Source organism: Candidatus Kosakonia sp. 282A-S69 (assembly GCF_029433855.1).
Classification (GTDB): Bacteria; Pseudomonadota; Gammaproteobacteria; order Enterobacterales; family Enterobacteriaceae; genus Kosakonia; species Kosakonia cowanii_A.
This window is the reverse complement of record NZ_JAROAU010000001.1, coordinates 194,311-218,666: the sequence shown is the minus strand read 5'-3', so window position 1 is coordinate 218,666 and position 24,356 is coordinate 194,311. Positions and strand designations below refer to the sequence as shown.

22 protein-coding genes are annotated in these 24,356 nt (G+C 54.0%); 2 read left to right on the top strand and 20 right to left on the bottom strand.

The annotated features are described in order from the left end of the window. Positions 1-12: 12 nt before the first annotated feature. From pstA to pstS, 3 genes are all read right to left on the bottom strand, one after another. The gene (pstA, locus tag PU683_RS00980; RefSeq protein WP_277169695.1) at positions 13-903 is read right to left on the bottom strand and encodes a phosphate ABC transporter permease PstA; all 891 of its coding nucleotides are present in this window, start codon (positions 901-903) and stop codon (positions 13-15) included. Then, positions 903-1,862, bottom strand: a complete 960-nt coding sequence (gene pstC, locus PU683_RS00975) for a phosphate ABC transporter permease PstC (protein WP_076769285.1) — start codon at positions 1,860-1,862, stop codon at positions 903-905. Before pstC ends, pstA begins: the two co-directional genes overlap by 1 nt. A gap of 124 nt (positions 1,863-1,986) precedes the next feature. Then, complete coding sequence (pstS, locus tag PU683_RS00970; RefSeq protein ID WP_277169694.1) at positions 1,987-3,027, bottom strand: phosphate ABC transporter substrate-binding protein PstS; 1,041 nt, start codon at positions 3,025-3,027, stop codon at positions 1,987-1,989. A gap of 435 nt (positions 3,028-3,462) precedes the next feature. Here pstS and PU683_RS00965 point away from each other — a divergent pair, with 435 nt between their 5' ends. Continuing rightward, positions 3,463-3,852, top strand: a complete 390-nt coding sequence (locus PU683_RS00965) for a hypothetical protein (RefSeq protein WP_277169693.1) — start codon at positions 3,463-3,465, stop codon at positions 3,850-3,852. A gap of 32 nt (positions 3,853-3,884) precedes the next feature. Here PU683_RS00965 and PU683_RS00960 read toward each other — a convergent pair whose 3' ends face one another. From PU683_RS00960 to glmU, 4 genes are all read right to left on the bottom strand, one after another. Then, on the bottom strand, positions 3,885-4,232 hold the full coding sequence (locus tag PU683_RS00960; protein ID WP_277169692.1) for a DUF3592 domain-containing protein: 348 nt from the start codon (positions 4,230-4,232) through the stop codon (positions 3,885-3,887). 10 nt (positions 4,233-4,242) lie between these two features. Continuing rightward, positions 4,243-6,504: a type VI secretion system Vgr family protein gene (locus PU683_RS00955; protein ID WP_277169691.1), complete on the bottom strand. Its 2,262-nt coding sequence runs from the start codon at positions 6,502-6,504 to the stop codon at positions 4,243-4,245. Between the two features lie 97 nt (positions 6,505-6,601). Then, positions 6,602-8,431 carry a glutamine--fructose-6-phosphate transaminase (isomerizing) gene (glmS, locus tag PU683_RS00950; RefSeq protein WP_277169690.1) on the bottom strand — a complete coding sequence of 610 codons (1,830 nt, stop codon included), beginning with the start codon at positions 8,429-8,431 and terminating at the stop codon, positions 6,602-6,604. Between the two features lie 244 nt (positions 8,432-8,675). Continuing rightward, the gene (gene glmU / locus PU683_RS00945) at positions 8,676-10,046 is read right to left on the bottom strand and encodes a bifunctional UDP-N-acetylglucosamine diphosphorylase/glucosamine-1-phosphate N-acetyltransferase GlmU (protein ID WP_277169689.1); all 1,371 of its coding nucleotides are present in this window, start codon (positions 10,044-10,046) and stop codon (positions 8,676-8,678) included. A 343-nt stretch (positions 10,047-10,389) separates the two neighbouring features. On the opposite strand from glmU, the gene PU683_RS00940 reads away from it, so the two are divergent. Further along, on the top strand, positions 10,390-12,495 hold the full coding sequence (locus PU683_RS00940; protein ID WP_277169688.1) for a right-handed parallel beta-helix repeat-containing protein: 2,106 nt from the start codon (positions 10,390-10,392) through the stop codon (positions 12,493-12,495). Positions 12,496-12,829: 334 nt separating this feature from the next. Here the strand turns inward: PU683_RS00940 and PU683_RS00935 are convergent, their stop codons facing one another. The 13 genes from PU683_RS00935 to asnC all read right to left on the bottom strand — a co-directional run bounded on the left by PU683_RS00935 (position 12,830) and on the right by asnC (position 24,342). Next, on the bottom strand, positions 12,830-13,249 hold the full coding sequence (locus PU683_RS00935) for a F0F1 ATP synthase subunit epsilon (RefSeq protein WP_277169687.1): 420 nt from the start codon (positions 13,247-13,249) through the stop codon (positions 12,830-12,832). Between the two features lie 20 nt (positions 13,250-13,269). After that, complete coding sequence (gene atpD / locus PU683_RS00930) at positions 13,270-14,652, bottom strand: F0F1 ATP synthase subunit beta (protein ID WP_124971070.1); 1,383 nt, start codon at positions 14,650-14,652, stop codon at positions 13,270-13,272. A 26-nt stretch (positions 14,653-14,678) separates the two neighbouring features. Beyond that, positions 14,679-15,542, bottom strand: a complete 864-nt coding sequence (gene atpG / locus PU683_RS00925) for a F0F1 ATP synthase subunit gamma (protein WP_277169685.1) — start codon at positions 15,540-15,542, stop codon at positions 14,679-14,681. Between the two features lie 50 nt (positions 15,543-15,592). Further along, on the bottom strand, positions 15,593-17,134 hold the full coding sequence (atpA, locus tag PU683_RS00920) for a F0F1 ATP synthase subunit alpha (RefSeq protein ID WP_042714836.1): 1,542 nt from the start codon (positions 17,132-17,134) through the stop codon (positions 15,593-15,595). Between the two features lie 12 nt (positions 17,135-17,146). After that, positions 17,147-17,680 carry a F0F1 ATP synthase subunit delta gene (gene atpH, locus PU683_RS00915; protein ID WP_042714834.1) on the bottom strand — a complete coding sequence of 178 codons (534 nt, stop codon included), beginning with the start codon at positions 17,678-17,680 and terminating at the stop codon, positions 17,147-17,149. Between the two features lie 13 nt (positions 17,681-17,693). Next, positions 17,694-18,164, bottom strand: coding sequence for a F0F1 ATP synthase subunit B (gene atpF / locus PU683_RS00910; RefSeq protein WP_042714832.1), 471 nt, complete (start codon positions 18,162-18,164; stop codon positions 17,694-17,696). A gap of 58 nt (positions 18,165-18,222) precedes the next feature. Continuing rightward, positions 18,223-18,462 carry a F0F1 ATP synthase subunit C gene (atpE, locus tag PU683_RS00905; protein ID WP_007369368.1) on the bottom strand — a complete coding sequence of 80 codons (240 nt, stop codon included), beginning with the start codon at positions 18,460-18,462 and terminating at the stop codon, positions 18,223-18,225. 48 nt (positions 18,463-18,510) lie between these two features. Beyond that, the gene (atpB, locus tag PU683_RS00900) at positions 18,511-19,329 is read right to left on the bottom strand and encodes a F0F1 ATP synthase subunit A (RefSeq protein WP_277169684.1); all 819 of its coding nucleotides are present in this window, start codon (positions 19,327-19,329) and stop codon (positions 18,511-18,513) included. Between the two features lie 8 nt (positions 19,330-19,337). After that, on the bottom strand, positions 19,338-19,718 hold the full coding sequence (gene atpI / locus PU683_RS00895; RefSeq protein ID WP_124971064.1) for a F0F1 ATP synthase subunit I: 381 nt from the start codon (positions 19,716-19,718) through the stop codon (positions 19,338-19,340). Positions 19,719-20,336: 618 nt separating this feature from the next. Next, a complete protein-coding gene (gene rsmG / locus PU683_RS00890; protein ID WP_277169683.1) occupies positions 20,337-20,960 on the bottom strand; it encodes a 16S rRNA (guanine(527)-N(7))-methyltransferase RsmG in 624 nt (207 codons plus the stop codon). A 94-nt stretch (positions 20,961-21,054) separates the two neighbouring features. Further along, on the bottom strand, positions 21,055-22,944 hold the full coding sequence (mnmG, locus tag PU683_RS00885) for a tRNA uridine-5-carboxymethylaminomethyl(34) synthesis enzyme MnmG (RefSeq protein WP_277169682.1): 1,890 nt from the start codon (positions 22,942-22,944) through the stop codon (positions 21,055-21,057). Between the two features lie 372 nt (positions 22,945-23,316). Beyond that, entirely contained in the window at positions 23,317-23,766 is a 450-nt protein-coding gene (gene mioC / locus PU683_RS00880) for an FMN-binding protein MioC (RefSeq protein ID WP_277169681.1), read from the bottom strand. 117 nt (positions 23,767-23,883) lie between these two features. Then, positions 23,884-24,342 (bottom strand): transcriptional regulator AsnC, encoded by a 459-nt coding sequence (gene asnC / locus PU683_RS00875; protein WP_277169680.1) that lies wholly within the window; start codon positions 24,340-24,342, stop codon positions 23,884-23,886. Positions 24,343-24,356 lie beyond the last annotated feature (14 nt).

The window sequence follows — 24,356 nt, the reverse complement described above, 5'->3', positions numbered from 1 at the left end:
GCGTCGCAAAAATTAACCGTGTCGATTTTTGGCGAAGATGACGCGCGCCAGAATGTTCAACAGCAGTACGCAGAGCGTAATAATCAGCACCCCGGCCCAGGCCAGCTGCTGCCATTCGGCAAACGGGCTCATGGCGAATTTGAAAATCGTCACCGGCAGGTTAGCGATAGGCTGCATCATGTCGGTGCTCCAGAACTGGTTGGAGAGCGCCGTAAAGAGCAGCGGCGCCGTTTCACCGGCGATACGCGCCACCGCCAGCAGTACGCCGGTCATGATCCCGGAGACAGAGGCTTTCAGCGTAATCGCAGAGATCATCTTCCATTTCGGCGTGCCCAGCGCGTAAGCCGCTTCGCGCAGGCTGTCCGGCACCAGTTTCAGCATGTTTTCCGTGGTACGAATCACAATCGGCACCTGCAGCAGCGCCAGCGCAATGACGCCCGCCCAGCCGGAGAAGTGCTGCATCTGCGCCACTACGATGGTGTAGACGAACAGGCCGACCACGATAGAGGGCGCGGAGAGCAAAATGTCGTTAATAAAACGGATAATCTCGGCGAGCCAGGATTTACGGCCATACTCCGCCAGGTAGATCCCCGCCATAATGCCCAGCGGCGTACCGATTACCGTCGCCCACAGGATCAGCAGGCCACTCCCCGCCAGGGCGTTTGCCAGACCGCCGCCCGCGGTGTTTGGCGGCGGAGTTGACTCGGTAAACAGCGCCAGCGACATGCCGTCGATACCGCGCGTCACGGTAGAGAAGAGGATCCACACCAGCCAGAAGAGGCCAAACACCATGGTCGCCATGGAGAGCGTCAGGGCGATACGGTTTTTCAACCGACGGCGCGCCTGCATTTTGCGACGCGATTCAGCCAGCTGCGCGGTGTGCTGCATTTCAAGCGTAGCCATCAGCGTGCCCCCTCGTTTTTCGCCAGGCGCAGGATCATAAATTTCGAGATCGCCAGCACGATAAAGGTGATGACAAACAGAATCAGCCCCAGCTCCATCAGCGCCGCGACATGCAGGCCCGATTCCGCTTCGGCAAACTCATTCGCCAGCGCGGAGGTGATGCTGTTGCCCGGCATATAGAGCGAGGCGCTGTCGAGCTGGTAGGTGTTGCCGATGATAAAGGTCACCGCCATCGTTTCACCCAGCGCGCGCCCGAGGCCGAGCATGACGCCACCTATCACCCCGTTTTTGGTAAACGGCAGCACGATGCGCCAGATCACCTCCCAGGTGGTGCAGCCGATGCCGTAAGCCGACTCTTTCATCATCACCGGGGTCTGTTCGAACACATCGCGCATGACCGCCGCAATGTAGGGAATGATCATAATCGCGAGGATCACTCCGGCGGCAAGGATACCAATACCGAACGCCGGGCCGGAGAAGAGGGCACCGACAAACGGAATGTTGGAGAGCACATTGCCGACCGGCTCCTGAAAATAGGTCGCGAACAGCGGGGCAAAGATAAACAGCCCCCACATGCCGTAGACGATACTCGGGATCGCCGCCAGCAGTTCAATGGCGATACCCAGCGGACGCTTCAGCCAGCCGGGCGAAAGCTCCGTCAGGAACAGCGCGATACCGAAGCTCACCGGCACGGCGATCAGCAGAGCAATAACAGAAGTCACGATGGTGCCGTAAATGGGCACCAGCGCGCCGTAAATTTCATTCGGCGCATCCCACTCTTTGGTCCACAGGAAGGAGAAACCAAATTTCTGGATGCTGGGCCAGGAGGAGAAAATCAGCGAAACGATGATGCCGCTCAGCAGCAATAGCACAATCAGCGCAGCCAGTCTTACCAGTGCGCTGAAGATCATGTCGCCTTTTTTACCCGGTGGGTTAAATGCCGGCTTGGTTGCAGCCATAAATTACTCTTCAGTTTGACGTCTTACGAAGTTGCCCGCAGGCGCTTGCGCTTACCGGGCCTACAGAGGATCTGTAAGGCGGATGGTGTAAGCGCCATCCGCCATGTTCTTCAAAATTCAGCGATTAGTAAACGGCTTTACCGCTGCTGTCTTTCACGTTGGTTTTCCATGCGGCGCGAACTTGTTCAACAACGCTGCCCGGCAGGGTTGCGTAATCGAGATCGTTAGCCTGTTTGCCGCCGTTTTTATAAGCCCAGTCAAAGAACTTCAGCACTTCAGCGCCCTGCTCAGGTTTCGCCTGCTCTTTGTGCACCAGGATAAAGGTGGTGGAGGTGATTGGCCACACGTCCGCGCCTTTCTGGTTGGTCAGGTCCTGTGCAAAGGATTTGCTCCAGTCGATATCTTTCGCCGCGTTAGAGAAGCTCTCTTCGGTCGGGCTCACGGCTTTGCCATCGGCAGAGATCAGTTTGGTGTAGGTCAGGTTGTTCTGCTTAGCGTAAGCGTACTCAACATAACCGATAGAGCCCGGCAGACGCTGAACGAAGGCGGCGATGCCGTCGTTACCTTTACCGCCCAGGCCGGTCGGCCAGTTAACGGTAGAGCCGGAACCCACTTTGGATTTCCACTCTTCGTTCACTTTCGCCAGGTAGCTGGTGAAGACGAACGAGGTACCGGAACCGTCAGCGCGGCGAACCACGGCGATGTTCTGTGAAGGCAGTTTCAGGCCCGGGTTGAGTTTGGCGATGGCCGCGTCGTCCCATTTTTTGATTTTGCCGAGGTAGATATCACCCAGCGTTTTGCCGTCGAGAACCAGCTCGCCAGATTTCACGCCCGGTACGTTGATAGCCAGTACGATGCCGCCGATCACGGTCGGGAACTGGAACAGGCCTTCCTGCGACAGTTTTTCGTCAGACAGCGGTGCATCAGATGCGCCGAAATCAACGGTTTTCGCGGTGATCTGCTTCACGCCACCGGAGGAGCCGATGCCCTGATAGTTGACCTTATTGCCCGTCTCTTTTTGGTAGGTATCAGCCCACTTGGCATACACCGGCGCAGGGAAAGTCGCGCCCGCACCAGTCAGGCTAGCTGCGGCATTTACAGCAAAAGCACTCAGAGAAAAGGTCGCGGCGACAACAGTTGCGACAGTGGTACGCATAACGTTCATAATGTCTCCTGCAGGAATCGTAAATCGTTGTTTGAGTTGCTACTCGGAGCAAAATAGGACACTTTGATGACAGTTATATGCAACGATTGTTACTGTTTGATGACAGCAGCTGCTTTTCACAGCACGAATATTTATAAAATATGAAAATCATAGGGTTAGGGTCAGACCACGCTTTAACAATTGGCTGATGTTTTATTTTTATGACAATCCAAATGTAGCTGAAAAGGCGAGGCTGCTCGCCCTGGCCGAATAAAATTTACGCCAAAAAGCCTCGCCTGCCACGCGCTTTCCCCCGCACTTCGCAATCATCCCACGCCGATTTTTTACCTTTCAACGCTACTGAAAAGAGGTAGGAGACAAACCCTGGCTTTCATATATATATAGCGGTGTTGAGTACGCGTTGTTAACACCACAGAGTGGACACTAAGGATGAGTATGAACAGAACGGTTATTTTCGCGACAGGATTGCTAACGTTGTTACCCGCTACCTTCAGCCAGGCGGCAGAAGAACCCGTATATCTGATGTCCAGCCACTATGCGGGCGATACCCTTATGACCTACGAACAGGGCTCGTCTGCCAAAGGAAAAGCGTATATCTCACCGGCATCTGATCTCAGCGCAAGAACCCTCTCCGAGATCCAGCGCGATTACCCTAATCAGCAGGGAAAAATTAAAGATTTGGAACATGACCTTGAAAAGATGGGTCGCGAAAGGGATGAGCTGAAAAGAAGTAATGACGATCTCAGCCGTAAAGTCGACAGTATGCAGCGCAGTATCAGCACCCTTGAAAGGCAGCTTGATGAGCTGAGCCGAAAAGTGAAATAAGCGTTAAAGAGGTTGCCGCCCGGAAGCCTCTGTTACTCCTGGCTGGCTGGCGACTCCTGCTTATCAAAAATAAACAGGATATGCTGGTCATCCAGGTATTTAATATCGACCTTCTGCCCTTTCTGCATTTTCGGCGCGTTGAACGCCGCAATGGTCTCTTTCCCCTCGACCTGGCGCGTCACGCTCCCATCGTGAATCGCCAGCCGGTAACGAATATTTTGTGTCCCGTTATCATTGGAGCTGATATAGCTCACCTCTTCGATGGTGGCCTGCAATTCGCGCCCCTGGGTCTGGATGCGGTGATCGCGATTAAACAGGTAAACGATGTAGGCGATCATCCCTACGATAAAGAGGACAGAAAAAGCGATCGCAATCTTCATACTCAATCCTTTACATAAACATCGTTAAGCCGTGAACCGATGCCATCACCTGGCCATACTGCATCATCGCTTTACCAAATGCGACGCGCCCTTCGTGAGAGGCTAAATCAAATGCAGATTTATCGAATTTCAGGCTCGTTAAGCCCACCTTGCTTATCGCTGAGAGGGTAAATGAAGAGCCTTCGGTGACTACCTTGAGTGCTGTGAAATCAAAAGAGAAAAGCGACGCCGTCTCTTTATGGTCTTTATATTCAAACGCATGCGGCGTCTTTATATGCACCTTCTCTGCGCTCTCAATGGTGATCGTTTTCGGCGAGTAGATTTTCGCCCCTTTGGCGACGGTCTGATCCCACCTGCCGTTGATAGTGGCCGCGTAATTTCCCTGGATGGTCTGCGTCAGGTGTTGAGAAATCTGCTCTTCACGATCGCCGGTAATGGTCGAGGTAACGCCGTTATCAAAGGTATAGCTCACTAAGGCAGTGACATGTTGTGAAGCCGCTCCTTCAATCTCCTCAACGCGCCCCCCTTTGATCGTCACTTTCTCCCCGCCGCTGGTGACGCGCTTTACGCGGCCATTGGTGACCGTCAGCTCTTCGCCGTTATTCACCGTGCGCGTGTCCTTCTGCTCCACCAGCGTGGTGCGGGTGGCATGGTATGTAAAGTCCGCTTTTTTCGTCACCTCATCGGCAAGCTCACCCGACACCGTCAGGCTTCTGTTACCGCCAACGGTAATCACCTGATGGTTCTCAACGGAGATATTCATATCCTTTTCGGCATGCATATCGACCCGCTCAACACCGAGCTTATCCTCAAACAGCAGATAGCTGGCGTTGTCACAACTTCCGGTTTTCGAGCGCGTCATAAATCCCATCACCGTGGCGGCGGCGGGTAAAGACCATGGCGGCATATTCGCATCGTTGTAGACACGCCCGGTGACGATGGGGCGGTCGGGATCGCCATTGATAAAATCAATCACCACTTCATCGCCGACGCGCGGGATCTGTACGCCGCCAAATCCCTGTCCCGCCCACGCGCTGGAGACACGCACCCAGCAGGAGCTGGTTTCATCACTCTTACCCAGGCGATCCCAGTGGAACTTCACCTTGATACGGCCATATTTATCGGTCCATATCGTCTCCCCGGCAGGGCCGACAACGCGGGCAGTCTGCGGGCCATAGGTACGGGGCCAGGCGGTCCGCTGCTCCGGGCGCCAGACCAGTGATGCAGGAATAACACTGAAGCTTATCAGCCGCGAGCTGGCGCCTTCATCGCCGCTGGCATAGCGGTTCTCCTCAATATGCAGCACGGTTTTTGTTACCAGATAACGCCCGTTATCCTGTGGAAACGGCGCATGGGTTAACTGGAAGGTGTGTCCGGCGGCAATACCGCTTGCCGTGGCAGTGGCGGAGATCTGTTGATGTTCGACCCGCCAGCGCTCCTGCTTGATACGGGCATAATATTCCCCATCATTTTGCTCGACAAAGCGGCCGGGCCACTCATAGACATCGATTTGTCCGGGAGAGGGCGAAACGGGATTCTGCCGCGCCTGAAATAGCCAGGCGTTGGGCTTACGAAAATCATAATCTTCAGTGCTAAAAAGCCCCGGCGTGACGCGATCCTGCAACGACCATTGGCTAATGCCTTCAAAATCGGCCACGCCGCCGGCGGAGGTTTGAATATAGGGGATCACCTCATAACCCGCTACAGAGGGGAAAACGGTACCGGCATCCGCCAGCACCAGCGTGTGGCTGTCCGGCTGGTGGCGGAAATACCAGCTGATCCCCTCCAGCTCCATCAGGCGGCAGATGAAGTCCAGGCTGCTCTCCTGGTACTGCACACAATACTCCCAGACCCGGTAACTTTGCGTCAGCTGATCGTCTATTTTGACGCCCTGCTCGGACAGCATGGTCTGCACAATTTGCGGAATGGTTTGCGCCTGAAAGATGCGCATATTGCGCGCCAGCCGCATTGGCCAGAGATCGGACTCCACGCTGAGCTGATAGGCGGCGTAACGCTCGCCGGATAGCTCGACGGAGGAGACACCGACGCTGGTCACTCTGCCATTGATATAACGCCTTGCCGCGCCGCCCTGCGCAGGAATGTCAACGGTGATGGGCTGCCCGAGGAGCTGACTTCTGTCGATTCGCGCCTCTTCTCCCAGCAGCGTGAGCGCATACTCAAAAGGTGCAGAGAGCGATTCACTGCCGGACATTTTCCAGAAAAGCAGGTCAGGTGCGGCAGCCAGGTTAACCGTGATGCGAATTTGAGACATAAAAAAATCCGGTATGCTTTTTTCAGAAGCATATCCGGACTTATTTACACTAAGGTTAACGTCACCCTCCCGGCGGGCAGATGACGTTAGTTTAGGATTATTCCACCGTTACCGATTTTGCCAGGTTGCGAGGCTGGTCAACGTCGGTGCCTTTAATTAGCGCGACGTGATAGGCCAGCAACTGCAGCGGCACGGTGTAAAAGATCGGTGCAATCGTCTCTTCAACGTGCGGCATATCGATGATGTGCATGTTGTCGTTGCTGGTGAAACCGGCATCCTGATCGGCGAAGACATACAGCACGCCGCCGCGAGCGCGCACTTCTTCGATGTTAGATTTCAGTTTTTCCAGCAGTTCATTGTTGGGTGCAACCACGATAACCGGCATATCCGCATCAATCAGCGCCAGCGGGCCATGTTTCAGCTCGCCTGCGGCGTAGGCTTCGGCGTGAATATAGGAGATCTCTTTCAGCTTCAGCGCGCCTTCCAGCGCGATCGGGTACTGATCGCCGCGACCGAGGAACAGCGCGTGGTGCTTGTCAGAGAAGTCCTCTGCCAGCGCTTCAATGCGTTTATCCTGCGACAGCATCTGCTCGATACGGTTCGGCAGCGCCTGCAGGCCGTGCACAATATCGTGCTCAATCGCCGCATCCTGGCCTTTCAGGCGGCTCAGTTTTGCCACCAGCATCAGCAGCACCGTTAACTGCGTGGTGAAGGCTTTGGTTGAAGCAACACCGATTTCGGTACCGGCTTTGGTCATCATTGCCAGATCCGATTCACGCACCAGCGAAGAGCCCGGCACGTTACAGATCGCCAGCGACCCCAGGTAACCCAGCTCTTTCGACAGACGCAGCGCCGCCAGCGTATCTGCCGTTTCACCGGATTGTGAAAGGGTAATCATCAGGCTGTTACGACGCACGGCGGATTTGCGGTAGCGGAACTCTGAGGCAATCTCCACATCGCACGGCACGCCGGCCAGCGCTTCAAACCAGTAACGTGACACCATACCGGAGTTGTAAGAGGTACCGCAGGCAACAATCTGGATATGTTCGACTTTCGACAGCAGTTCGTTCGCGTTCGGTCCCAGTTCGCTGAGATCAACTTCGCCATGGCTGATGCGGCCAGTCAGGGTATTTTTGATGGCGTTCGGCTGTTCGTAGATCTCTTTCTGCATGTAGTGGCGATAGATACCTTTATCGCCCGCGTCGTACTGCAGATTGGATTCGATATCCGGACGTTTGGTTTCGGTGCCAGATTTATCAAACACCGTCACGCTACGACGGGTCACTTCCGCAACATCACCCTCTTCCAGGAAGATAAAACGACGGGTAACCGGCAGCAGCGCCAGCTGGTCAGAAGCGATAAAGTTTTCACCCATGCCGAGACCGATAACCAGCGGGCTACCGGAGCGCGCGGCCAGCAGGGTCTCAGGATGACGGGTATCCATAATCACCGTGCCATAGGCACCGCGTAACTGCGGGATGGCGCGCAGTACCGCTTCACGCAGCGTACCGCCCTGTTCCAGCTCCCAGTGCACCAGGTGAGCAATCACTTCGGTGTCGGTTTCGGAGACAAACTGATACCCGCGCGCTTTCAGCGCTTCACGCAGCGGTTCATGGTTTTCGATGATGCCGTTATGCACGACAACGATATGTTCAGAAACGTGCGGATGCGCGTTTCCTTCCGACGGTTCGCCATGGGTCGCCCAACGGGTGTGCGCGATACCGGTACCGCCATGCAACGGATGATCTTCCGCCGCCTGCGAGAGCATCTGCACTTTACCGAGGCGACGCAGACGGGTCATATGACCTTCGTTGTCGACAACTGCCAGACCGGCAGAGTCATAGCCACGGTATTCGAGGCGACGTAAGCCTTCGAGAAGAATTTCTGCAACATCACGCTGCGCGACTGCGCCTACAATTCCACACATAGTTTTTAATTCCGATTTTGGCATTATGCCTTTTGTTGTCGGTCAACCTGTTTACACGTCACCCTTCGGGCCACCGTTTTGCGGCGCCGCCAATGATTACGTGTACATGTCCGCTTTGCGGACGCCCCGAGCCTTGTAGAGAGTGGGGTTATTGTTATAGGTACTGCCTGGCGGGCGGAGGATTATCTTCCTCTCATCCCTGAATCTATACCGGACAGCGTTAAGCCTATCCGGTCTTTTTGGCTTACTTCTTCTTCACCGGGCGCTGCCAGCCCTGCTTATGCACCTGCGGTACACGGCTTAATACCAGCTCGTTTTCCGCAATATCGCGGGTAACGGTGGTGCCTGCGGCGATAGTCGCCCCTTTGGCGACTGTGACCGGTGCCACCAGCTGCGTATCGGAGCCGACAAACACATCATCGCCAATGATGGTTTTGAATTTATTAGCGCCGTCGTAATTGCAGGTAATCACCCCTGCGCCGACGTTAACGTTATCGCCAATCTCTGCGTCGCCGAGGTAGGTCAGATGACCCGCTTTGGAACCTTTGCCAAGGCGCGCTTTTTTCATCTCGACGAAGTTACCGACGTGCGCGCCAGCCAGCAGCTCTGCGCCCGGACGTAAACGGGCAAACGGGCCGATGGTGCATTCAGCTTCCAGACGGGCATCTTCAACCACGCTGTAGGGACTGATCTCGCAATCATCGCCAATCACGCAGTTCTTCAAAATAACGCCTGCGCCAATTTTCACGCGCTCGCCCAGCGTAACGTCGCCTTCGATAATCACGTTGGTGTCGATCTCAACATCACGGCCATGAGAGAGCGTACCGCGTAGATCGAAACGCGCCGGATCGCGCAGCATCACGCCTGCCAGCAGCAGTTTTTCTGCCTGTTCCGCCTGGTAAGCACGCTCCAGACGGGAGAGTTGCAGGCGGTTATTCACCCCTTCCACTTCGCTTAAACGCTGCGGGTGGACAGCGGCAATCTCACGCCCTTCGAGATAAGCCAGGCTGATAATGTCAGTGATGTAGTATTCACCCTGCGCATTATTATTGGTCAGCTTAGCGAGCCAGCGCTTCAGATCTGCGCCGTTGGCGATCAGAATGCCGGTGTTGACCTCATTAATCTGCCGCTGGGCTTCTGTGGCATCCTTCTGCTCAACGATACCGGTGACCACGCCGTTTTCACGCGTAATGCGGCCGTAGCCGGTCGGATCGTCAAGTTTGACGGTAAGCAGACCGATGCCGCCCTGCGGTTTGGCTTCACGCAGGCGCTCAAGTGTCTCAACGGAGATCAGCGGCACATCGCCGTAGAGCATTAAAATATCTTCATCGTCAGCAAAGAAAGGTGCCGCCTGCTGCATGGCATGACCGGTGCCAAGCTGTTCCGCTTGCAGCACCCAGTTAAGTTTGTCGTCTACGAGGCGTTTTTTAAGCAGTTCGCCACCGTGGCCGTATACCAGATGAACATGATCCGCACCCAATTTCGTCGCTGCATCAATGACATGCTGCACCATCGCTTTACCGGCAAGGGTATGCAGCACTTTGGGAAGATCGGAGTACATGCGTGTGCCTTTGCCCGCCGCAAGGATCACCACGCTCATTTTTGAGTTCAACATATTCGTCCTGACTATTATTTGGGAAAGAAGTTAACCTCTTTCGTGTTGAAAATACTACATATTTTGTAGCATGAAATGGAGTGCTGGTGAAACGCGCAACATTCCACGACAGGCGCTCTATAACGCGCTTTTTATCGGCAGAGTAAAGCAGTTTATTGCCAGAAAGTCGCTCCATTTTTCACTGCTGCTCATTTATACAATGAGTTAGCTGTTATTTTTCATCCTGAATAAAGATCGCACAAAACAAAACGGTGTTTTATTAAGCAAAGAGTGTGAGCCATAAAAAAGAAACACCGTTTCATATTGATGATAATAAACGGCAGTTATCCATCAGGAGAATAAAATGAATTATAAATTACCTCTGGCCCTTGCGATATGCAGCTCCCTTCTCTGCGCCCCAACCTTTGCCGAATCGGCTACAGAGTGGAAAGCGATAACTTTCGGCCAGTCGACTGACCTCAATTTCTCATCAAACGTGCTTGCCGAAAAGATTGGCGTCAATGATGTGACAATCGCGGGTAAAAAGCTTACTCACGAGCAGAGCGCCGATCTGTCAAAACCCATTACCCTCGAGAGCCGCGGCGGCAAAATCGGCAACGCCCACGATGGGCTGACCTTCTTCTATACAAAACTGCCCGTCGGCAAAAACTTTGCGCTGCAAGCGACCGTGACTGTCGATCAGTTTGGCCCGGAAAATGGTGCCAAACCTGCCGCCCAGGAGGGGGCGGGTTTACTGGTGCGGGATGTGATCGGCCCCGCACGCCAGCAGCCGCTGCGGGAGGGGTATGAAGAGTTTCCTGCCGCCGCCAATATGGTAATGAATGCCATTATGACGCAGGACAAAAAGGATAATTTCCGCGTCAAAATACAGGCCATCAGCCGGGAGGGCATCACCCAGCCGTGGGGCAATGCCGGTGCGGCGATTGTTAAAACCAGCTACCAGGAGGAGGTGGATCTGCGCAAAACCCCAACGTTCCGGCTTAAGCTTGAGCGCACGGATAACGGCTTCGTCAGCAGCTGGGCACCCGCCGGGAGCGAGCAATGGATCAGCCAGCAGATCCCACGCGCCGATCTGATCGCCGTTCAGGACAGAGCGCACTATTACGTCGGCTTCTTCGCTTCGCGTAACGCCAAAATCACCGTTACCGACGCCTCGTTAACCACCTCAGAAGCCCATACGGTTGCCTCTGCGCCCTGGCAGCCGCCCGCGCAGCCGGTGGTCGTACAGGTTGCCTCACCTGCGCAAAGCGGCAGTGAGAAATACCTGCTCCAGGCGCGGGCCAACTACGATGGCCGTTTTAGCGTGCGGGAGAATGAAGTGGTGATCGGTAATGAGAAACCGGTAAAAGCAGGCGAGATGTACACCCTGCCAACGCGGCTGAAGCAAAGCACCACCTTTGCGCTCACCTTCACACCGAAAGCGGGAGGTAAGCCCGTGGTTCAGCAGATTAAGGTAGAGAAAATCGACCCGGTCGCGCTGACACTGCATGTTGCGCCGCAGGGCACACCTGAGGGTTCAGGTACCGCCGCCGCACCGCTGGATATCGCCACCGCAATCCGCTTGCTGCCGCCGGGTGGCAAAATCGTGCTGCACGCTGGCGATTACCCTTATACCGAAATTCCATTGACGGCGAGCGGTCTGCTCAAACAGCGCAAAACGCTGGAAGCGGAGGGTAAAGCGGTGATCCATGGTCTGCTGCTTGATGCCAGCTACTGGCGTATCAGAGGGATTGAGGTGACGGAGAAGAGCCTGCGCATACAGGGGAGCCATAATCTGATTGAAAAAGTGGTCGCCTGGCGTAACGACGACACCGGCATCCAGATCTCCTCCCCGGAGAAGATTGGCCGCGCGCTGTGGGCCAGCGATAACCGGGTGGTGGATTCCGAATCCTGGGGTAATGAGGATGCGGGCAAGATTAATGCCGACGGCTTCGCGGTAAAAATGCGCGTAGGGGAGGGGAACCGGCTGATCCGCTGCTACGCACATGACAATATCGATGACGGTTTTGACCTGTTTAACAAGATTGAAGATGGCCCGAATGGCGTAGTGGTGATCGAGAATTCAATTGCCCGCAACAATACCAGTAACGGCTTTAAGCTTGGCGGGGAAGGGCAGCCGGTGGCGCATCAAATCCGTAACAGCAAAGCGGTAGGTAATCAGCTGGATGGCTTTACCGATAACTTCAATCCTGGCAAGCTGGTGGTGGAGAACAACATTGCGGCGGACAACCAGCGCTTCAATTTTATCTTCCGGCCCAGCCCGTATGGCGACGCCTCAACGCAGGGCATCTTTCGCGGCAACAAATCGGTGCGCAGCGCGCCGGGTCGCTATGACGATGCGGTGATCGGCAATATCGATAACACCAACTACTTTATCAGGCAGGGAAAAAGCGTGAACAGCGAAGGGAAGGAGCTGGAGAGTGCAGCAGTGGAAGCGGCGCTGAAGTGATAGCCCGATGGCGCTCGCGTCTCCAGGGGGAGCCAGCGCAGCGCCACACGGCATTACAGCAATCAGTGATTGAACGTGCCGAAAGAGACGTTCATGTTGCTGAACATAGCGATGATTTTGTTGATCAGTTTCATGATGGCTTCCTTTTTTGGATTTGGTTATGTGATAAACATCACAAAAAAGGAGTCTACGCCCCGCTGCTAAAGCGATCAACATTTTTGTGATATTTATCACAAAATATTAAAACACCTTTTTAGTTTCACTTTTGCTGAAACGCAGCCATAAAAAAAGCCAGCCTGGAGACCAGACTGGCTTTTTAACGTTCAAGCCGGTGTTACATCGCTTTCTTCGTCAACTCGATAACACGCAGTTTCGCGATAGCTTTCGCCAGCTCTGCAGACGCCTGAGCGTAATCCACGTCACCGTGAGAGCCCTTAATGTGCTCTTCGGCTTTACGTTTCGCTTCCAGAGCTCGCGCTTCGTCGAGATCCTGACCACGAATTGCCGTATCAGCCAGAACGGTCACGCTGCCAGGCTGCACTTCGAGAATGCCGCCGGACAGATAGATAAACTCTTCATGACCGAACTGTTTAACGATGCGGATCATACCAGGCTTAATGGCGGTGAGCAGCGGTGCGTGACCCGGGAAAACACCCAGTTCACCTTCACTGCCCGTTACCTGGATTTTCTCGACCAGACCAGAGAACATCTGTTTCTCTGCGCTGACGACATCCAGGTGGTAAGTCATTGCCATATCACCCTCCGATTAAGGCGTTAAAGTTTTTTGGCTTTTTCCACGGCTTCGTCGATGGAACCGACCATGTAGAACGCCTGCTCCGGCAGGTGATCGTATTCGCCTTCCATGATGCCTTTAAAGCCACGGATGGTGTCTTTCAGGGAGACGTATTTACCCGGAGAACCGGTGAATACTTCCGCAACGAAGAACGGCTGGGAGAGGAAGCGCTGGATCTTACGAGCGCGAGCCACCACCAGTTTGTCTTCTTCAGACAGCTCATCCATACCGAGGATGGCGATGATGTCTTTCAGTTCCTGATAACGCTGCAGCAGAGACTGTACGCCACGCGCGGTGTCGTAGTGCTCCTGGCCAACCACCAGCGGATCCAGCTGACGGCTGGTGGAATCCAGCGGGTCAACGGCCGGGTAGATACCCAGAGAAGCGATCTGACGGCTCAGTACCACGGTTGCATCAAGGTGCGCAAAGGTGGTTGCCGGAGACGGGTCAGTCAAGTCATCCGCCGGTACGTATACCGCCTGAACGGAGGTGATAGAACCGGTTTTGGTAGAGGTGATACGTTCCTGCAGAACACCCATCTCTTCCGCCAGCGTCGGCTGGTAACCTACCGCTGAAGGCATACGGCCCAGCAGTGCGGATACTTCAGTACCGGCGAGGGTATAACGGTAGATGTTGTCGACGAACAGCAGAACGTCACGACCTTCGTCACGGAACTTCTCAGCCATGGTCAGGCCGGTCAGTGCAACGCGCAGACGGTTTCCCGGCGGCTCGTTCATCTGGCCGTAAACCAGGGATACTTTATCCAGAACGTTGGAGTCGGTCATTTCGTGGTAGAAGTCGTTACCCTCACGAGTACGCTCACCCACGCCCGCAAACACAGAGTAACCGGAGTGCTCGATCGCGATGTTACGGATCAGCTCCATCATGTTTACGGTTTTACCTACACCCGCACCACCGAACAGACCGACTTTACCGCCCTTCGCGAACGGACACATCAGGTCGATTACTTTGATGCCGGTTTCCAGCAGTTCCTGAGAGCTGGAGAGCTCTTCATAGGACGGCGCAGAACGGTGGATAGCCCAACGCTCTTCTTCACCGATGTCGCCTTTCATGTCGATCGGCTGACCGAGCACGTTCATGATACGACCCAGTGTTGCTTTACCTACCGGGACTTCGATCGGGTGCTGGAGGTCTGTTACTTGCAGACCACGACGCAGACCGTCGGAAGAACCCATGGCGATGGTACGCACGATACCGCCGCCGAGCTGCTGCTGAACTTCCAGCACCAGCGTCTCGTTACCATTCTGAACCTCAAGAGCATCGTACACGCGCGGTACGGCATCCTGAGGGAATTCGACGTCAACCACGGCGCCGATTACCTGGACAATTTTTCCAGTAGCCATCATGAATCCTCTACGAATTAACCTGGTTATACCGCGGATGCACCACCGACGATCTCGGTGAGTTCCTGAGTAATGCTGGCCTGACGAGCTTTGTTGTATACCAACTGCAGCTCTTTAATCAGGCTGCCGCCATTGTCGGTCGCGGCTTTCATCGCCACCATACGTGCGGCCTGCTCGCTGGCCAGGTTTTCAACAACACCCTGATAAACCTGAGACTCAACATAACGGCGCAGGAGCGTATCCAGCAGCGCTTTTGGATCGGGTTCATACAGGTAATCCCAGGATTTATGCTTCAACTCTTCATCTTCTGCGGCCGGTAACGGCAGCAGCTGAGTGATGGTCGGAACCTGAGACATGGTGTTGATAAATTTATTGCTAACAATATAAAGCTTATCCAGACGACCTTCGTCGTAGGCCTGCAGCATGACTTTCACCGGGCCGATCAGTTCTGACAGGGAAGGGGTATCACCCATACCGGTCACCTGAGCTACCACGTTGCCACCAACGGAATTAAAGAAAGAGACGCCTTTAGAGCCGATCATCGCGAGTTCGCTCTGAACGCCTTTATCGGACCATGCTTTCATATCCGCCAGCAGTTTTTTGAACAGGTTAATGTTCAAGCCACCGCACAGACCACGGTCGGTCGACACTACCAGGTAGCCTACGCGCTTTACATCGCGCTCTTCCAGGTAGGGGTGCTTATATTCCAGATTACCGTTCGCAAGGTGACCAATCACTTTGCGCATGGTATCTGCATAAGGACGGCTGGACGCCATGCGATCCTGCGATTTACGCATTTTGGAAGCGGCGACCATCTCCATCGCTTTAGTGATCTTTTGCGTGTTCTGGACGCTTGCGATCTTACTACGTATCTCTTTTGCGCCGGCCATGAGCTTCTCCTCAATGCCTTACGGCCTGCCCTAAGACAGGCCGCCAGACGTTACCAGGACTGGGTTGCTTTGAAGGAATCGAGGATGCCTTTCAGCTTGCCTTCGATTTCGTCGTTATAGCCACCGGACTGGTTGATCTCTTGCATCAGCGGAGCGTGTTCACGGTCAACGTACGCCAGCAGAGCGGCTTCGAAGCTACCGATTTTCGCCAGTTCCACATCTTCGAGGTAACCGCGTTCAGCTGCGAACAGCACCAGGCCCTGTTGTGCAACAGACATAGGGGCATACTGTTTCTGCTTCAGCAGCTCGGTCACTTTCTGACCGTGGCTCAGCTGCTTACGGGTTGCTTCGTCCAGATCGGATGCGAACTGAGAGAACGCCGCCAGCTCACGATACTGTGCCAGCGCGGTACGGATACCACCGGACAGTTTCTTGATGATCTTGGTCTGCGCTGCGCCACCCACACGGGATACGGAGATACCCGGGTTAACCGCCGGACGAATACCGGAGTTGAACAGGTTGGTTTCCAGGAAGATCTGACCATCAGTAATGGAGATTACGTTGGTCGGAACGAACGCGGAAACGTCACCCGCCTGCGTTTCGATAATCGGCAGAGCAGTCAGGGAGCCGGTTTTACCTTTCACTTCACCTTTGGTGAAGTTCTCAACGTATTCCGCGTTTACGCGGGATGCGCGCTCCAGCAGACGGGAGTGGAGGTAAAATACGTCGCCCGGGAACGCTTCACGTCCTGGCGGACGACGGAGCAGCAGGGAAACCTGACGGTAAGCAACAGCCTGTTTAGACAGGTCATCGTATACGATCAGCGCATCTTCACCGCGGTCACGGAAGTATTCGCCCATTGCGCAACCGGCATACGGTGCCAGGTATTGCAGTGCAGCGGATTCAGAAGCGGTCGCCACAACAACGATGGTGTTGGAGAGTGCGCCGTGCTCTTCCAGTTTACGAACCACGTTAGCAATGGTGGACGCTTTCTGGCCGATAGCCACGTACACACATTTGATGCCGGAGTCGCGCTGGTTGATGATGGCGTCGATAGCCATCGCCGTTTTACCGGTCTGACGGTCGCCGATGATCAGCTCACGCTGACCACGACCGATTGGGATCATGGCGTCGACGGATTTATAACCGGTCTGCACCGGCTGGTCGACGGACTGACGATCGATAACGCCCGGCGCGATAACTTCGATTGGCGAGAAGCCATCGTTATCAACCGGACCTTTACCGTCGATTGGCGCACCCAGGGTGTTTACCACACGACCCAGCAGGCCACGGCCAACCGGAACTTCAAGAATACGGCCAGTACATTTGACCTTCATGCCTTCGGCGAGGTCAGCGTACGGACCCATCACCACTGCACCTACGGAGTCGCGCTCCAGGTTCAGTGCGATAGCGTAACGGTTACCCGGCAGAGAAATCATCTCGCCCTGCATACAGTCGGCCAGGCCGTGGATGCGGATAACACCGTCGCTTACAGAAACAATAGTACCTTCGTTGTGAGCTTCACTCACAACACTGAACTGAGCAATGCGCTGCTTGATCAGTTCGCTGATTTCGGTGGAATTCAGTTGCATGCTCCAGTCCCCTTAAGACTGCAAGACGTCTGCAAGGCGCTCAAGACGGCCGCGTACGCTGCCATCAATGACCATATCACCCGCACGGATGATTACGCCTGCCATTACAGACTTATCGATATTGCAATTCAGCTTCACTTTACGTGACAGACGTTTTTCCATCGCTGTGCTGATTTTCGCAAGCTGTTCTTCACTCAGTGCGGAGGCGGAAGTCACTTCGACTTCGGCGATAGCCTCGCTGGCCGCGCGCAATTGAATGAACTGCTCAAGAACATCAGGGAGCACTTTAAGACGGCCGTTTTCGGCCATCACACGAATCAGGTTTTGGCCTTTTTCGTCCAGTTGCTCACCACATACGGCGATAAACGAGTCGGCGAGCGTTTCCGGTGCAATCGCACCGGAGAGCAGCTCGGCCATTTGTTCGTTTTTCGTCACCTCGGCGGCGAACGCCAGCATATCCTGCCAGCGGTCAACGCTTTGGGTTTCGACGGCAAAGTCAAAAGCTGCTTTGGCGTAGGGGCGAGCTACCGTTACAAATTCAGACATCAGCCCCTCCTCCTTACAGTTCAGCGACCAGTTTATTCACGATGTCGCTGTTAGCAGCTTCATCCACGGAACGCTCGATGATCTTCTCGGCGCCGGCAACAGCCAGCAGAGCCACTTGTTTACGCAGCTCTTCGCGAGCGCGTTTACGTTCGGCGTCAATTTCCGCCTGCGCCTGCGCCACGATTTTGTTACGTTCCTGCTCGGCTTCAGCTTTCGCTTCGTCCAGGATCTGAGCACGGCGTTTGTTCGCCTGTTCAATGATAACCTGAGCTTCAGCTTTCGCTTTTTTCAGCTGGTCGGTCGCATTGGCCTGTGCAAGATCCAGGTCCTTTTTGGCCCGTTCTGCGGAAGCGAGACCGTCAGCAATCTCTTTCTGACGTTTTTCGATGGCAGCAATCAACGGCGGCCATACATACTTCATGCAGAACAGAACGAACAGGACAAACGCGATGGCCTGGCCGAGGATTGTTGCGTTTAGATTCACAGCACAATGCCTCTTATCTGGTTAACGTTCTAAACAATTGCTTGAAAAGCAACCCTTACTACGCGACAGCAAACATCACGTACAGACCCAGACCCACAGCGATCATCGGGATTGCATCCACCAGACCCATAACGATAAAGAACTGAGTACGCAGCAGAGGAATCAGATCCGGCTGACGCGCAGCGCCTTCCAGGAATTTACCCCCGAGGATGCCGATACCGATCGCAGCACCGATCGCCGCCAGACCCATCATCACAGCGGCAGCCAAGTACAGCAGATCCATATTCAGGTTTTCCATGACAGTCTCCAGTTTGTTTCAGTTAAAACGTAGTAGTGTTGTTAAAAATCAGTGCTCTTCAGACGCCATCGACAGATAGACGATCGTCAGAACCATGAAGATAAAGGCTTGCAGCGTAATGATCAGGATGTGGAAAATGGCCCATGGCACATTCAGAACCCACTGTGACCACCACGGCAGAAGACCCGCGATCAGAATGAAAATCAACTCACCCGCGTACATGTTACCGAACAGTCGCAGACCGAGAGAGACCGGTTTGGACAGCAGGCTCACGCCCTCAAGGATAAGGTTTACCGGAATAAATACCGGATGGTTGAACGGCTGGAGAGTCAGCTCTTTAGCGAAACCGCCAATACCCTTCATTTTGATGCTGTAGAACAGAATCAGGATAAACACGCCAAGTGCCATAGAGAGCGTGATGTTAACGTCAGCAGACGGCACCACACGCAGCGCAGGCAGACCGAACACATGCTCACCGATATACGGCAGCAGGTCGATAGGCAGCAAATCCATCAGGTTCATCAGGAATACCCAGACGAAAATCGTCAGGGCCAGTGGCGCGATAAGCTTGCTTTTGCCGTGGTACATGTCTTTGACGCTACCATTAACAAAACCAATCACCAGCTCGATCGCCGTCTGGAATTTCCCCGGTACGCCGCTGGTCGCTTTCTTCGCTACGCTACGGAACATCACCAGGAACAACAGACCCAGGACCACCGAGAAAAACATGGAGTCGATATTGAGCGTCCAGAACGTGGCCGGGGGGTTATGCGGATCCACCAGCGAGAAGGTACGCAAGTCAATCTGAAGGTTATTCAGATGGTGACTGATGTACTCCTGCGGTGTTGAATTTTCTCCTGCAGACATGATGCCTCTTACCCTTTGTTGTTAATTACAGCAGGTGCCAGTATCTGAACCACTAGCACCGAAACCCACGTGACTATCAGCGGCAAAAAAACCGCCTTCAAAACTGCCAGCGCCACCACCAGTAACACGAATGTCAGTAACACCTTGAGCGCCTCACCGAAGGCGAAGGTCCAGGCCACACGGCCTTTAGAAGGTGTATTCGCCTGATGACGCCAGGCAAAAATCATAAACAACATATTCGGCAATAAGACTGCCATACCTCCGCTCACGGCGGAAATGCCCCAGAAGGGGTCTTTGAGGCTAAACAGCAATCCACTTGCCATTACTGCCAGAAACTGAATAAGCAGAAGCCTGCGAGCAACGTTTCGGCTAAAGAGCGACACAGACATAATCTTTCTTAACTCCTGCTCCCTTTGAGGTATGTCGCGTGTCGTATAAAACGTTCTTTACGGCCCGGAGTCAAGCATCAAAAAGCGGTCAAATTATACGGTGCGGCCTCGTGATTTCAAACAATAAGTAGCGAAAAGGTGAATAAATGTTTAAATATTTTTCCCGAGGTCTATTTTTAAACTTTTGTAGAAACGATGAAGCTTCGAGCAAAAGTGCAAATAACAGGAAAAACCCGGCGATAAAGCGTGCACCAGGTCACAAATTAAACATATATGCAGCCATCGTTTTAAAAGCCCGCAGATTTTAATGCTTTTCATCTTTATGAAAATAAAGACGATTTATCACAACTCTTTTTAAAACACTCGCCTCTACAACAAAAACCTTTGTTTGACATTTTTAATAATTATTTTACAAGCCGCCGTAGTTTTAGGTGCCGATTTTTAGCGCCCTGATATTTTCATTGTTGATTATTCTGATACTGAATGAAAAAAAGCGACGTTAAATGTCAGATAAATCCTGGTTAAATTTAAGTTAAATGTAACCGGAAGTATCACTCTTTTTCGTCGCCTTTTTTAACATTCACGCAACAGCACGAACGCAACATTTTTTGATAAAAATTAAACTTTATTTGCTTTAACGATAACCAGATGGCGCTCGCCGTCCAGATGCGGGACGTTTAATTCGACAATCGACTCCACGGCTAACCCCGCGGGCAAGCGCGCGATCTCATCTTCCGGCAACTGCCCTTTCAGGGCATAGAAGCGACCCGCGTCACCCGGAAGGTGATGGCACCAGTTCACCATGTCATTCAGCGAGGCAAACGCGCGGCTAATCACACCATCAAATGGCGGCTCGGCAGGGAAGTCCTCTACGCGGCTCTGTACCGGCTCAATATTGGTAAGCTTCAGCTCATGCTGCACCTGCCGCAGGAAGCGAACACGCTTACCCAGGCTGTCGAGCAGCGTGAAGTGAGATTCCGGGCACACGATAGAGAGTGGAATACCCGGCAGGCCGGGGCCCGTGCCAACATCGATAAAACGCGTTCCCTGCAGATGCGGCGCCACGACAATGCTGTCGAGAATATGACGCACCAGCATCTCATTCGGGTCGCGAACCGAAGTAAGGTTGTAGGCTTTGTTCCACTTGTGCAGCATTTCAACATACGCCACCAGCTGCTGTTGTTGCTGATCGGACAGCGAAATGCCGGCTTCAGCCAGCAGACGAGAGAGTTTATTGAGCACAACGAATACCTGTTGAGAGACGACCTGGCGGGTAGCACGGCTTCCCCGCCTTTTTAGCGTTATCAGCCCCGTCGTACGGGGCTGAGTGATACGTTTATGCGCTGCGGCGCAGCATCCCCTGCTTTTTCAGCCACACCAGCAGAATAGAGATCGCCGCTGGCGTAATGCCCGAGATCCGCGAAGCCTGGCCGATGGAAGAGGGTTTATGATCGTTAAGCTTCGCGATCACCTCGTTCGACAGGCCGTTTACCTGGCGGTAATCGAGGGTCGCCGGCAGGATAGTGTTCTCATTGCGCTGCTGCTTTTCGATCTCATCCTGCTGACGGGCGATATAGCCTTCATACTTCACCTGGATTTCAACCTGTTCCGCAGCCTGCTTATCGTCTAAGCCCGGCGCGAACGGCGTCAGCTGCACCAGCTGATCGTAGGTCATCTCCGGGCGACGCAGCAGATCTTCGCCGCTGGCTTCGCGCGACAACGGCGCAGTCAGCTGTGCGTTAACGATCGGCGCATGTTCAGAAGCCGGTGACACCCACTGGGATTTCAGACGCTGGCGTTCGCGCTCAATGGTCTCCAGTTTCTGATTGAAACGCGCCCAGCGCTCATTGTCGACCAGACCCAGTTCGCGGCCCGCTTCGGTCAGGCGCAGATCGGCGTTATCTTCACGCAGCATCAGGCGATACTCCGCGCGGGAGGTAAACATGCGGTAGGGCTCTTTGGTGCCCAGCGTGCAAAGATCGTCTACCAGCACGCCCAGGTAAGCCTGGTCGCGACGCGGAGCCCAGCCCTCTTTATCCGCCGAGTAGCGCCCGGCGTTCAGACCGGCCAGCAGACCCTGCGCGGCAGCTTCCTCGTAACCGGTAGTGCCGTTGATCTGGCCGGCGAAGAAGAGGCCGTTGATGTATTTGCTCTCAAGGGTTGGTTTCAGATCGCGCGGGTCGAAGAAATCATACTCAATGGCGTAGCCAGGACGAACGATCTTCGCGTTTTCCATCCCCTGCATCGAGCGGACAATCTGCATCTGCACGTCGAACGGCAGGCTGGTAGAGATGCCATTCGGGTAAATTTCGTTGGAGGTAAGCCCTTCCGGCTCAAGGAAGATCTGATGCTGGTTGCGATCGGCAAAGCGCATGACTTTATCTTCGATCGACGGGCAGTAGCGCGGGCCGATCCCTTCAATCACGCCGGCATACATCGGGCTGCGATCGAGGTTGTTGCGGATCACTTCATGGGTCTTTTCGTTGGTGTGCGTGATATAGCACGGCACCTGACGCGGATGCTGAGCGGCATTGCCCATAAACGAGAAGACCGGCATCGGATCGTCGCCGTGCTGCTGTGCCAGCACGCTGAAATCAATGGTGCGCGCATCGATACGCGGCGGTGTACCGGTTTTCAGACGGCTGACGCGCAGCGGCAGTTCACGCAGACGGCGGGAGAGCGGGATCGACGGCGGATCGCCTGCGCGACCACCGCTGTAATTATCCAGCCCGATATGGATCTTGCCATCCAGGAAGGTGCCGACGGTCAGTACCACCGCTTTTGCGCGGAACTTCAGCCCCATCTGAGTGACGGCGCCGACGACGTGATCGTTTTCAACGATCAGATCCTCAACCGCCTGCTGGAAGATCATCAGGTTCGGCTGGTTTTCCAGCGCAGTGCGTACAGCCTGACGATAGAGCACGCGATCCGCCTGTGCACGGGTCGCCCGAACGGCAGGACCTTTGCTCGCGTTTAGTATCCTAAACTGAATGCCGGCATGATCGATCGCTGTCGCCATCAGCCCGCCCAGTGCATCCACTTCTTTAACCAGGTGTCCTTTCCCAATACCGCCGATCGCCGGGTTGCAGCTCATCTGCCCCAGCGTGTCGATATTGTGTGTCAAAAGCAGAGTCTGCTGACCCATACGTGCTGCGGCCATTGCGGCCTCAGTACCTGCATGACCCCCGCCAATGATGATGACGTCAAAAGGATCCGGATAAAACATGGTGGTATGCCTCGCCTGAGCGGTTAGAAAGTGAATGTGTGGCCGGGCCGTGGATTCTACTCAACTTTAGTCCAGTGAGAAAGACTCCGGATCCCGGCTATTAAAAAGAAGATCTTTATATAGAGAGATCTGTTCTATTGTGATCTCTTATTAGGATCGCGATGTCTTGTGGATAAGCCGGATCATCGCTTTAAGATCAGTTTATTAGGAAGGATCATTAACTGTGAATGATCGGTGATCCTGCAACGTATAAGCTGGGATCAAAAGGGCTAGTTATACACAGGCCACAGCGAAGTGAAGAGTTATTCATTGGATAACTACCGGTTAATAAGCGCTTTTAAGCGTAGTTATCCACTGCTGATCGCACGATCTTTACACAATATCGAGTAATTTAATCCAGGATCCCAGCCACTCTTCGGCCGGATCCTCCGGAATATCGTGATCGAGGATATTGATCTTCAGTGTTTCACCGATCTGTTTGGCACCATTTTTCTTCAGCCCGGCTTCCATTTTGTCGATCGCCTGGCAGAAGGTGTCATATTCACGGCTGCCGATACCGATCGCGCCAAAACGAATCTGCGACAGATCCGGGTTCAGCTCATCAAGCTCTTCATACATTGGCAGCAGGTTGTCCGGGATATCACCCGCGCCGTGGGTGGAAGTGACCACCAGCCAGAGCCCCTGCTGCGGCAAATCCTCTAATAACGGTCCATGGAACGTAAAGGTGTTGAACCCTGCTTCCTCCAGCTTTTCAGCCAGATGTTCTGCTACGTATTCCGCACCGCCAAGGGTGCTGCCGCTAATAAGAGTAATGTCTGCCATGAACCCGCTCCGTTTTAGTCGTCCTGCGACGACAAAGTGGGGCGTATTGTACGCTGTGAATGAGCTGGGATCTACCTGTGGACAATGCGGGTATTGATCGTGGATGAAAACGCCCGGTTACGGGCGGATCGTGCGCATGATGGGGTTTTGCAAAGAGATCAATGTCTCGGTGGACTGGATTTCATCAATGGTCTGGATCTTGTTGATAAGTACCTGTTGCAGCGCGTCGATCGAGCGGCACATCACTTTAATAAAGATGCTGTAGTGCCCGGTGGTGTAGTAGGCTTCCGTCACCTCTTCGAGGCTCTCCAGTTTGGCCAGCGCCGAGGGGTAATCTTTGGCGCTCTTCAAAATGATGCCGATAAAGCAGCAAACATCGTAACCGAGTTGCTTCGGGCTGACGTCGATACGCGCGCCGGTAATAATGCCCGCCTGCTTCATCTTCTCGACCCGCACGTGAATGGTACCCGGGCTGACACCGAACTGCTTCGCCAGCTCGGCGTAGGCGGTACGGGCGTTGGTCATTAAGGACTCCAGGATGCCGCGATCCAGATTATCGATCTGATAATTTTCCATACATTTTTCTTATG

What these genes read in the sequence shown, in the direction of transcription:
- glmU (WP_277169689.1), bottom strand. Translation starts at nt 10,046, where the DNA reads ATGTTGAACTCAAAAATGAGCGTGGTGATCCTTGCGGCGGGCAAAGGC.
- asnC (WP_277169680.1), bottom strand. Translation starts at nt 24,342, where the DNA reads ATGGAAAATTATCAGATCGATAATCTGGATCGCGGCATCCTGGAGTCC.
- mnmG (WP_277169682.1), bottom strand. Translation starts at nt 22,944, where the DNA reads ATGTTTTATCCGGATCCTTTTGACGTCATCATCATTGGCGGGGGTCAT.
- PU683_RS00940 (WP_277169688.1), top strand. Translation starts at nt 10,390, where the DNA reads ATGAATTATAAATTACCTCTGGCCCTTGCGATATGCAGCTCCCTTCTC.
- PU683_RS00960 (WP_277169692.1), bottom strand. Translation starts at nt 4,232, where the DNA reads ATGAAGATTGCGATCGCTTTTTCTGTCCTCTTTATCGTAGGGATGATC.
- pstC (WP_076769285.1), bottom strand. Translation starts at nt 1,862, where the DNA reads ATGGCTGCAACCAAGCCGGCATTTAACCCACCGGGTAAAAAAGGCGAC.
- mioC (WP_277169681.1), bottom strand. Translation starts at nt 23,766, where the DNA reads ATGGCAGACATTACTCTTATTAGCGGCAGCACCCTTGGCGGTGCGGAA.
- PU683_RS00965 (WP_277169693.1), top strand. Translation starts at nt 3,463, where the DNA reads ATGAACAGAACGGTTATTTTCGCGACAGGATTGCTAACGTTGTTACCC.
- atpD (WP_124971070.1), bottom strand. Translation starts at nt 14,652, where the DNA reads ATGGCTACTGGAAAAATTGTCCAGGTAATCGGCGCCGTGGTTGACGTC.
- atpG (WP_277169685.1), bottom strand. Translation starts at nt 15,542, where the DNA reads ATGGCCGGCGCAAAAGAGATACGTAGTAAGATCGCAAGCGTCCAGAAC.
- atpE (WP_007369368.1), bottom strand. Translation starts at nt 18,462, where the DNA reads ATGGAAAACCTGAATATGGATCTGCTGTACTTGGCTGCCGCTGTGATG.
- glmS (WP_277169690.1), bottom strand. Translation starts at nt 8,431, where the DNA reads ATGTGTGGAATTGTAGGCGCAGTCGCGCAGCGTGATGTTGCAGAAATT.
- atpB (WP_277169684.1), bottom strand. Translation starts at nt 19,329, where the DNA reads ATGTCTGCAGGAGAAAATTCAACACCGCAGGAGTACATCAGTCACCAT.
- pstS (WP_277169694.1), bottom strand. Translation starts at nt 3,027, where the DNA reads ATGAACGTTATGCGTACCACTGTCGCAACTGTTGTCGCCGCGACCTTT.
- pstA (WP_277169695.1), bottom strand. Translation starts at nt 903, where the DNA reads ATGGCTACGCTTGAAATGCAGCACACCGCGCAGCTGGCTGAATCGCGT.
- atpA (WP_042714836.1), bottom strand. Translation starts at nt 17,134, where the DNA reads ATGCAACTGAATTCCACCGAAATCAGCGAACTGATCAAGCAGCGCATT.
- PU683_RS00935 (WP_277169687.1), bottom strand. Translation starts at nt 13,249, where the DNA reads ATGGCAATGACTTACCACCTGGATGTCGTCAGCGCAGAGAAACAGATG.
- atpH (WP_042714834.1), bottom strand. Translation starts at nt 17,680, where the DNA reads ATGTCTGAATTTGTAACGGTAGCTCGCCCCTACGCCAAAGCAGCTTTT.
- PU683_RS00955 (WP_277169691.1), bottom strand. Translation starts at nt 6,504, where the DNA reads ATGTCTCAAATTCGCATCACGGTTAACCTGGCTGCCGCACCTGACCTG.
- atpI (WP_124971064.1), bottom strand. Translation starts at nt 19,718, where the DNA reads ATGTCTGTGTCGCTCTTTAGCCGAAACGTTGCTCGCAGGCTTCTGCTT.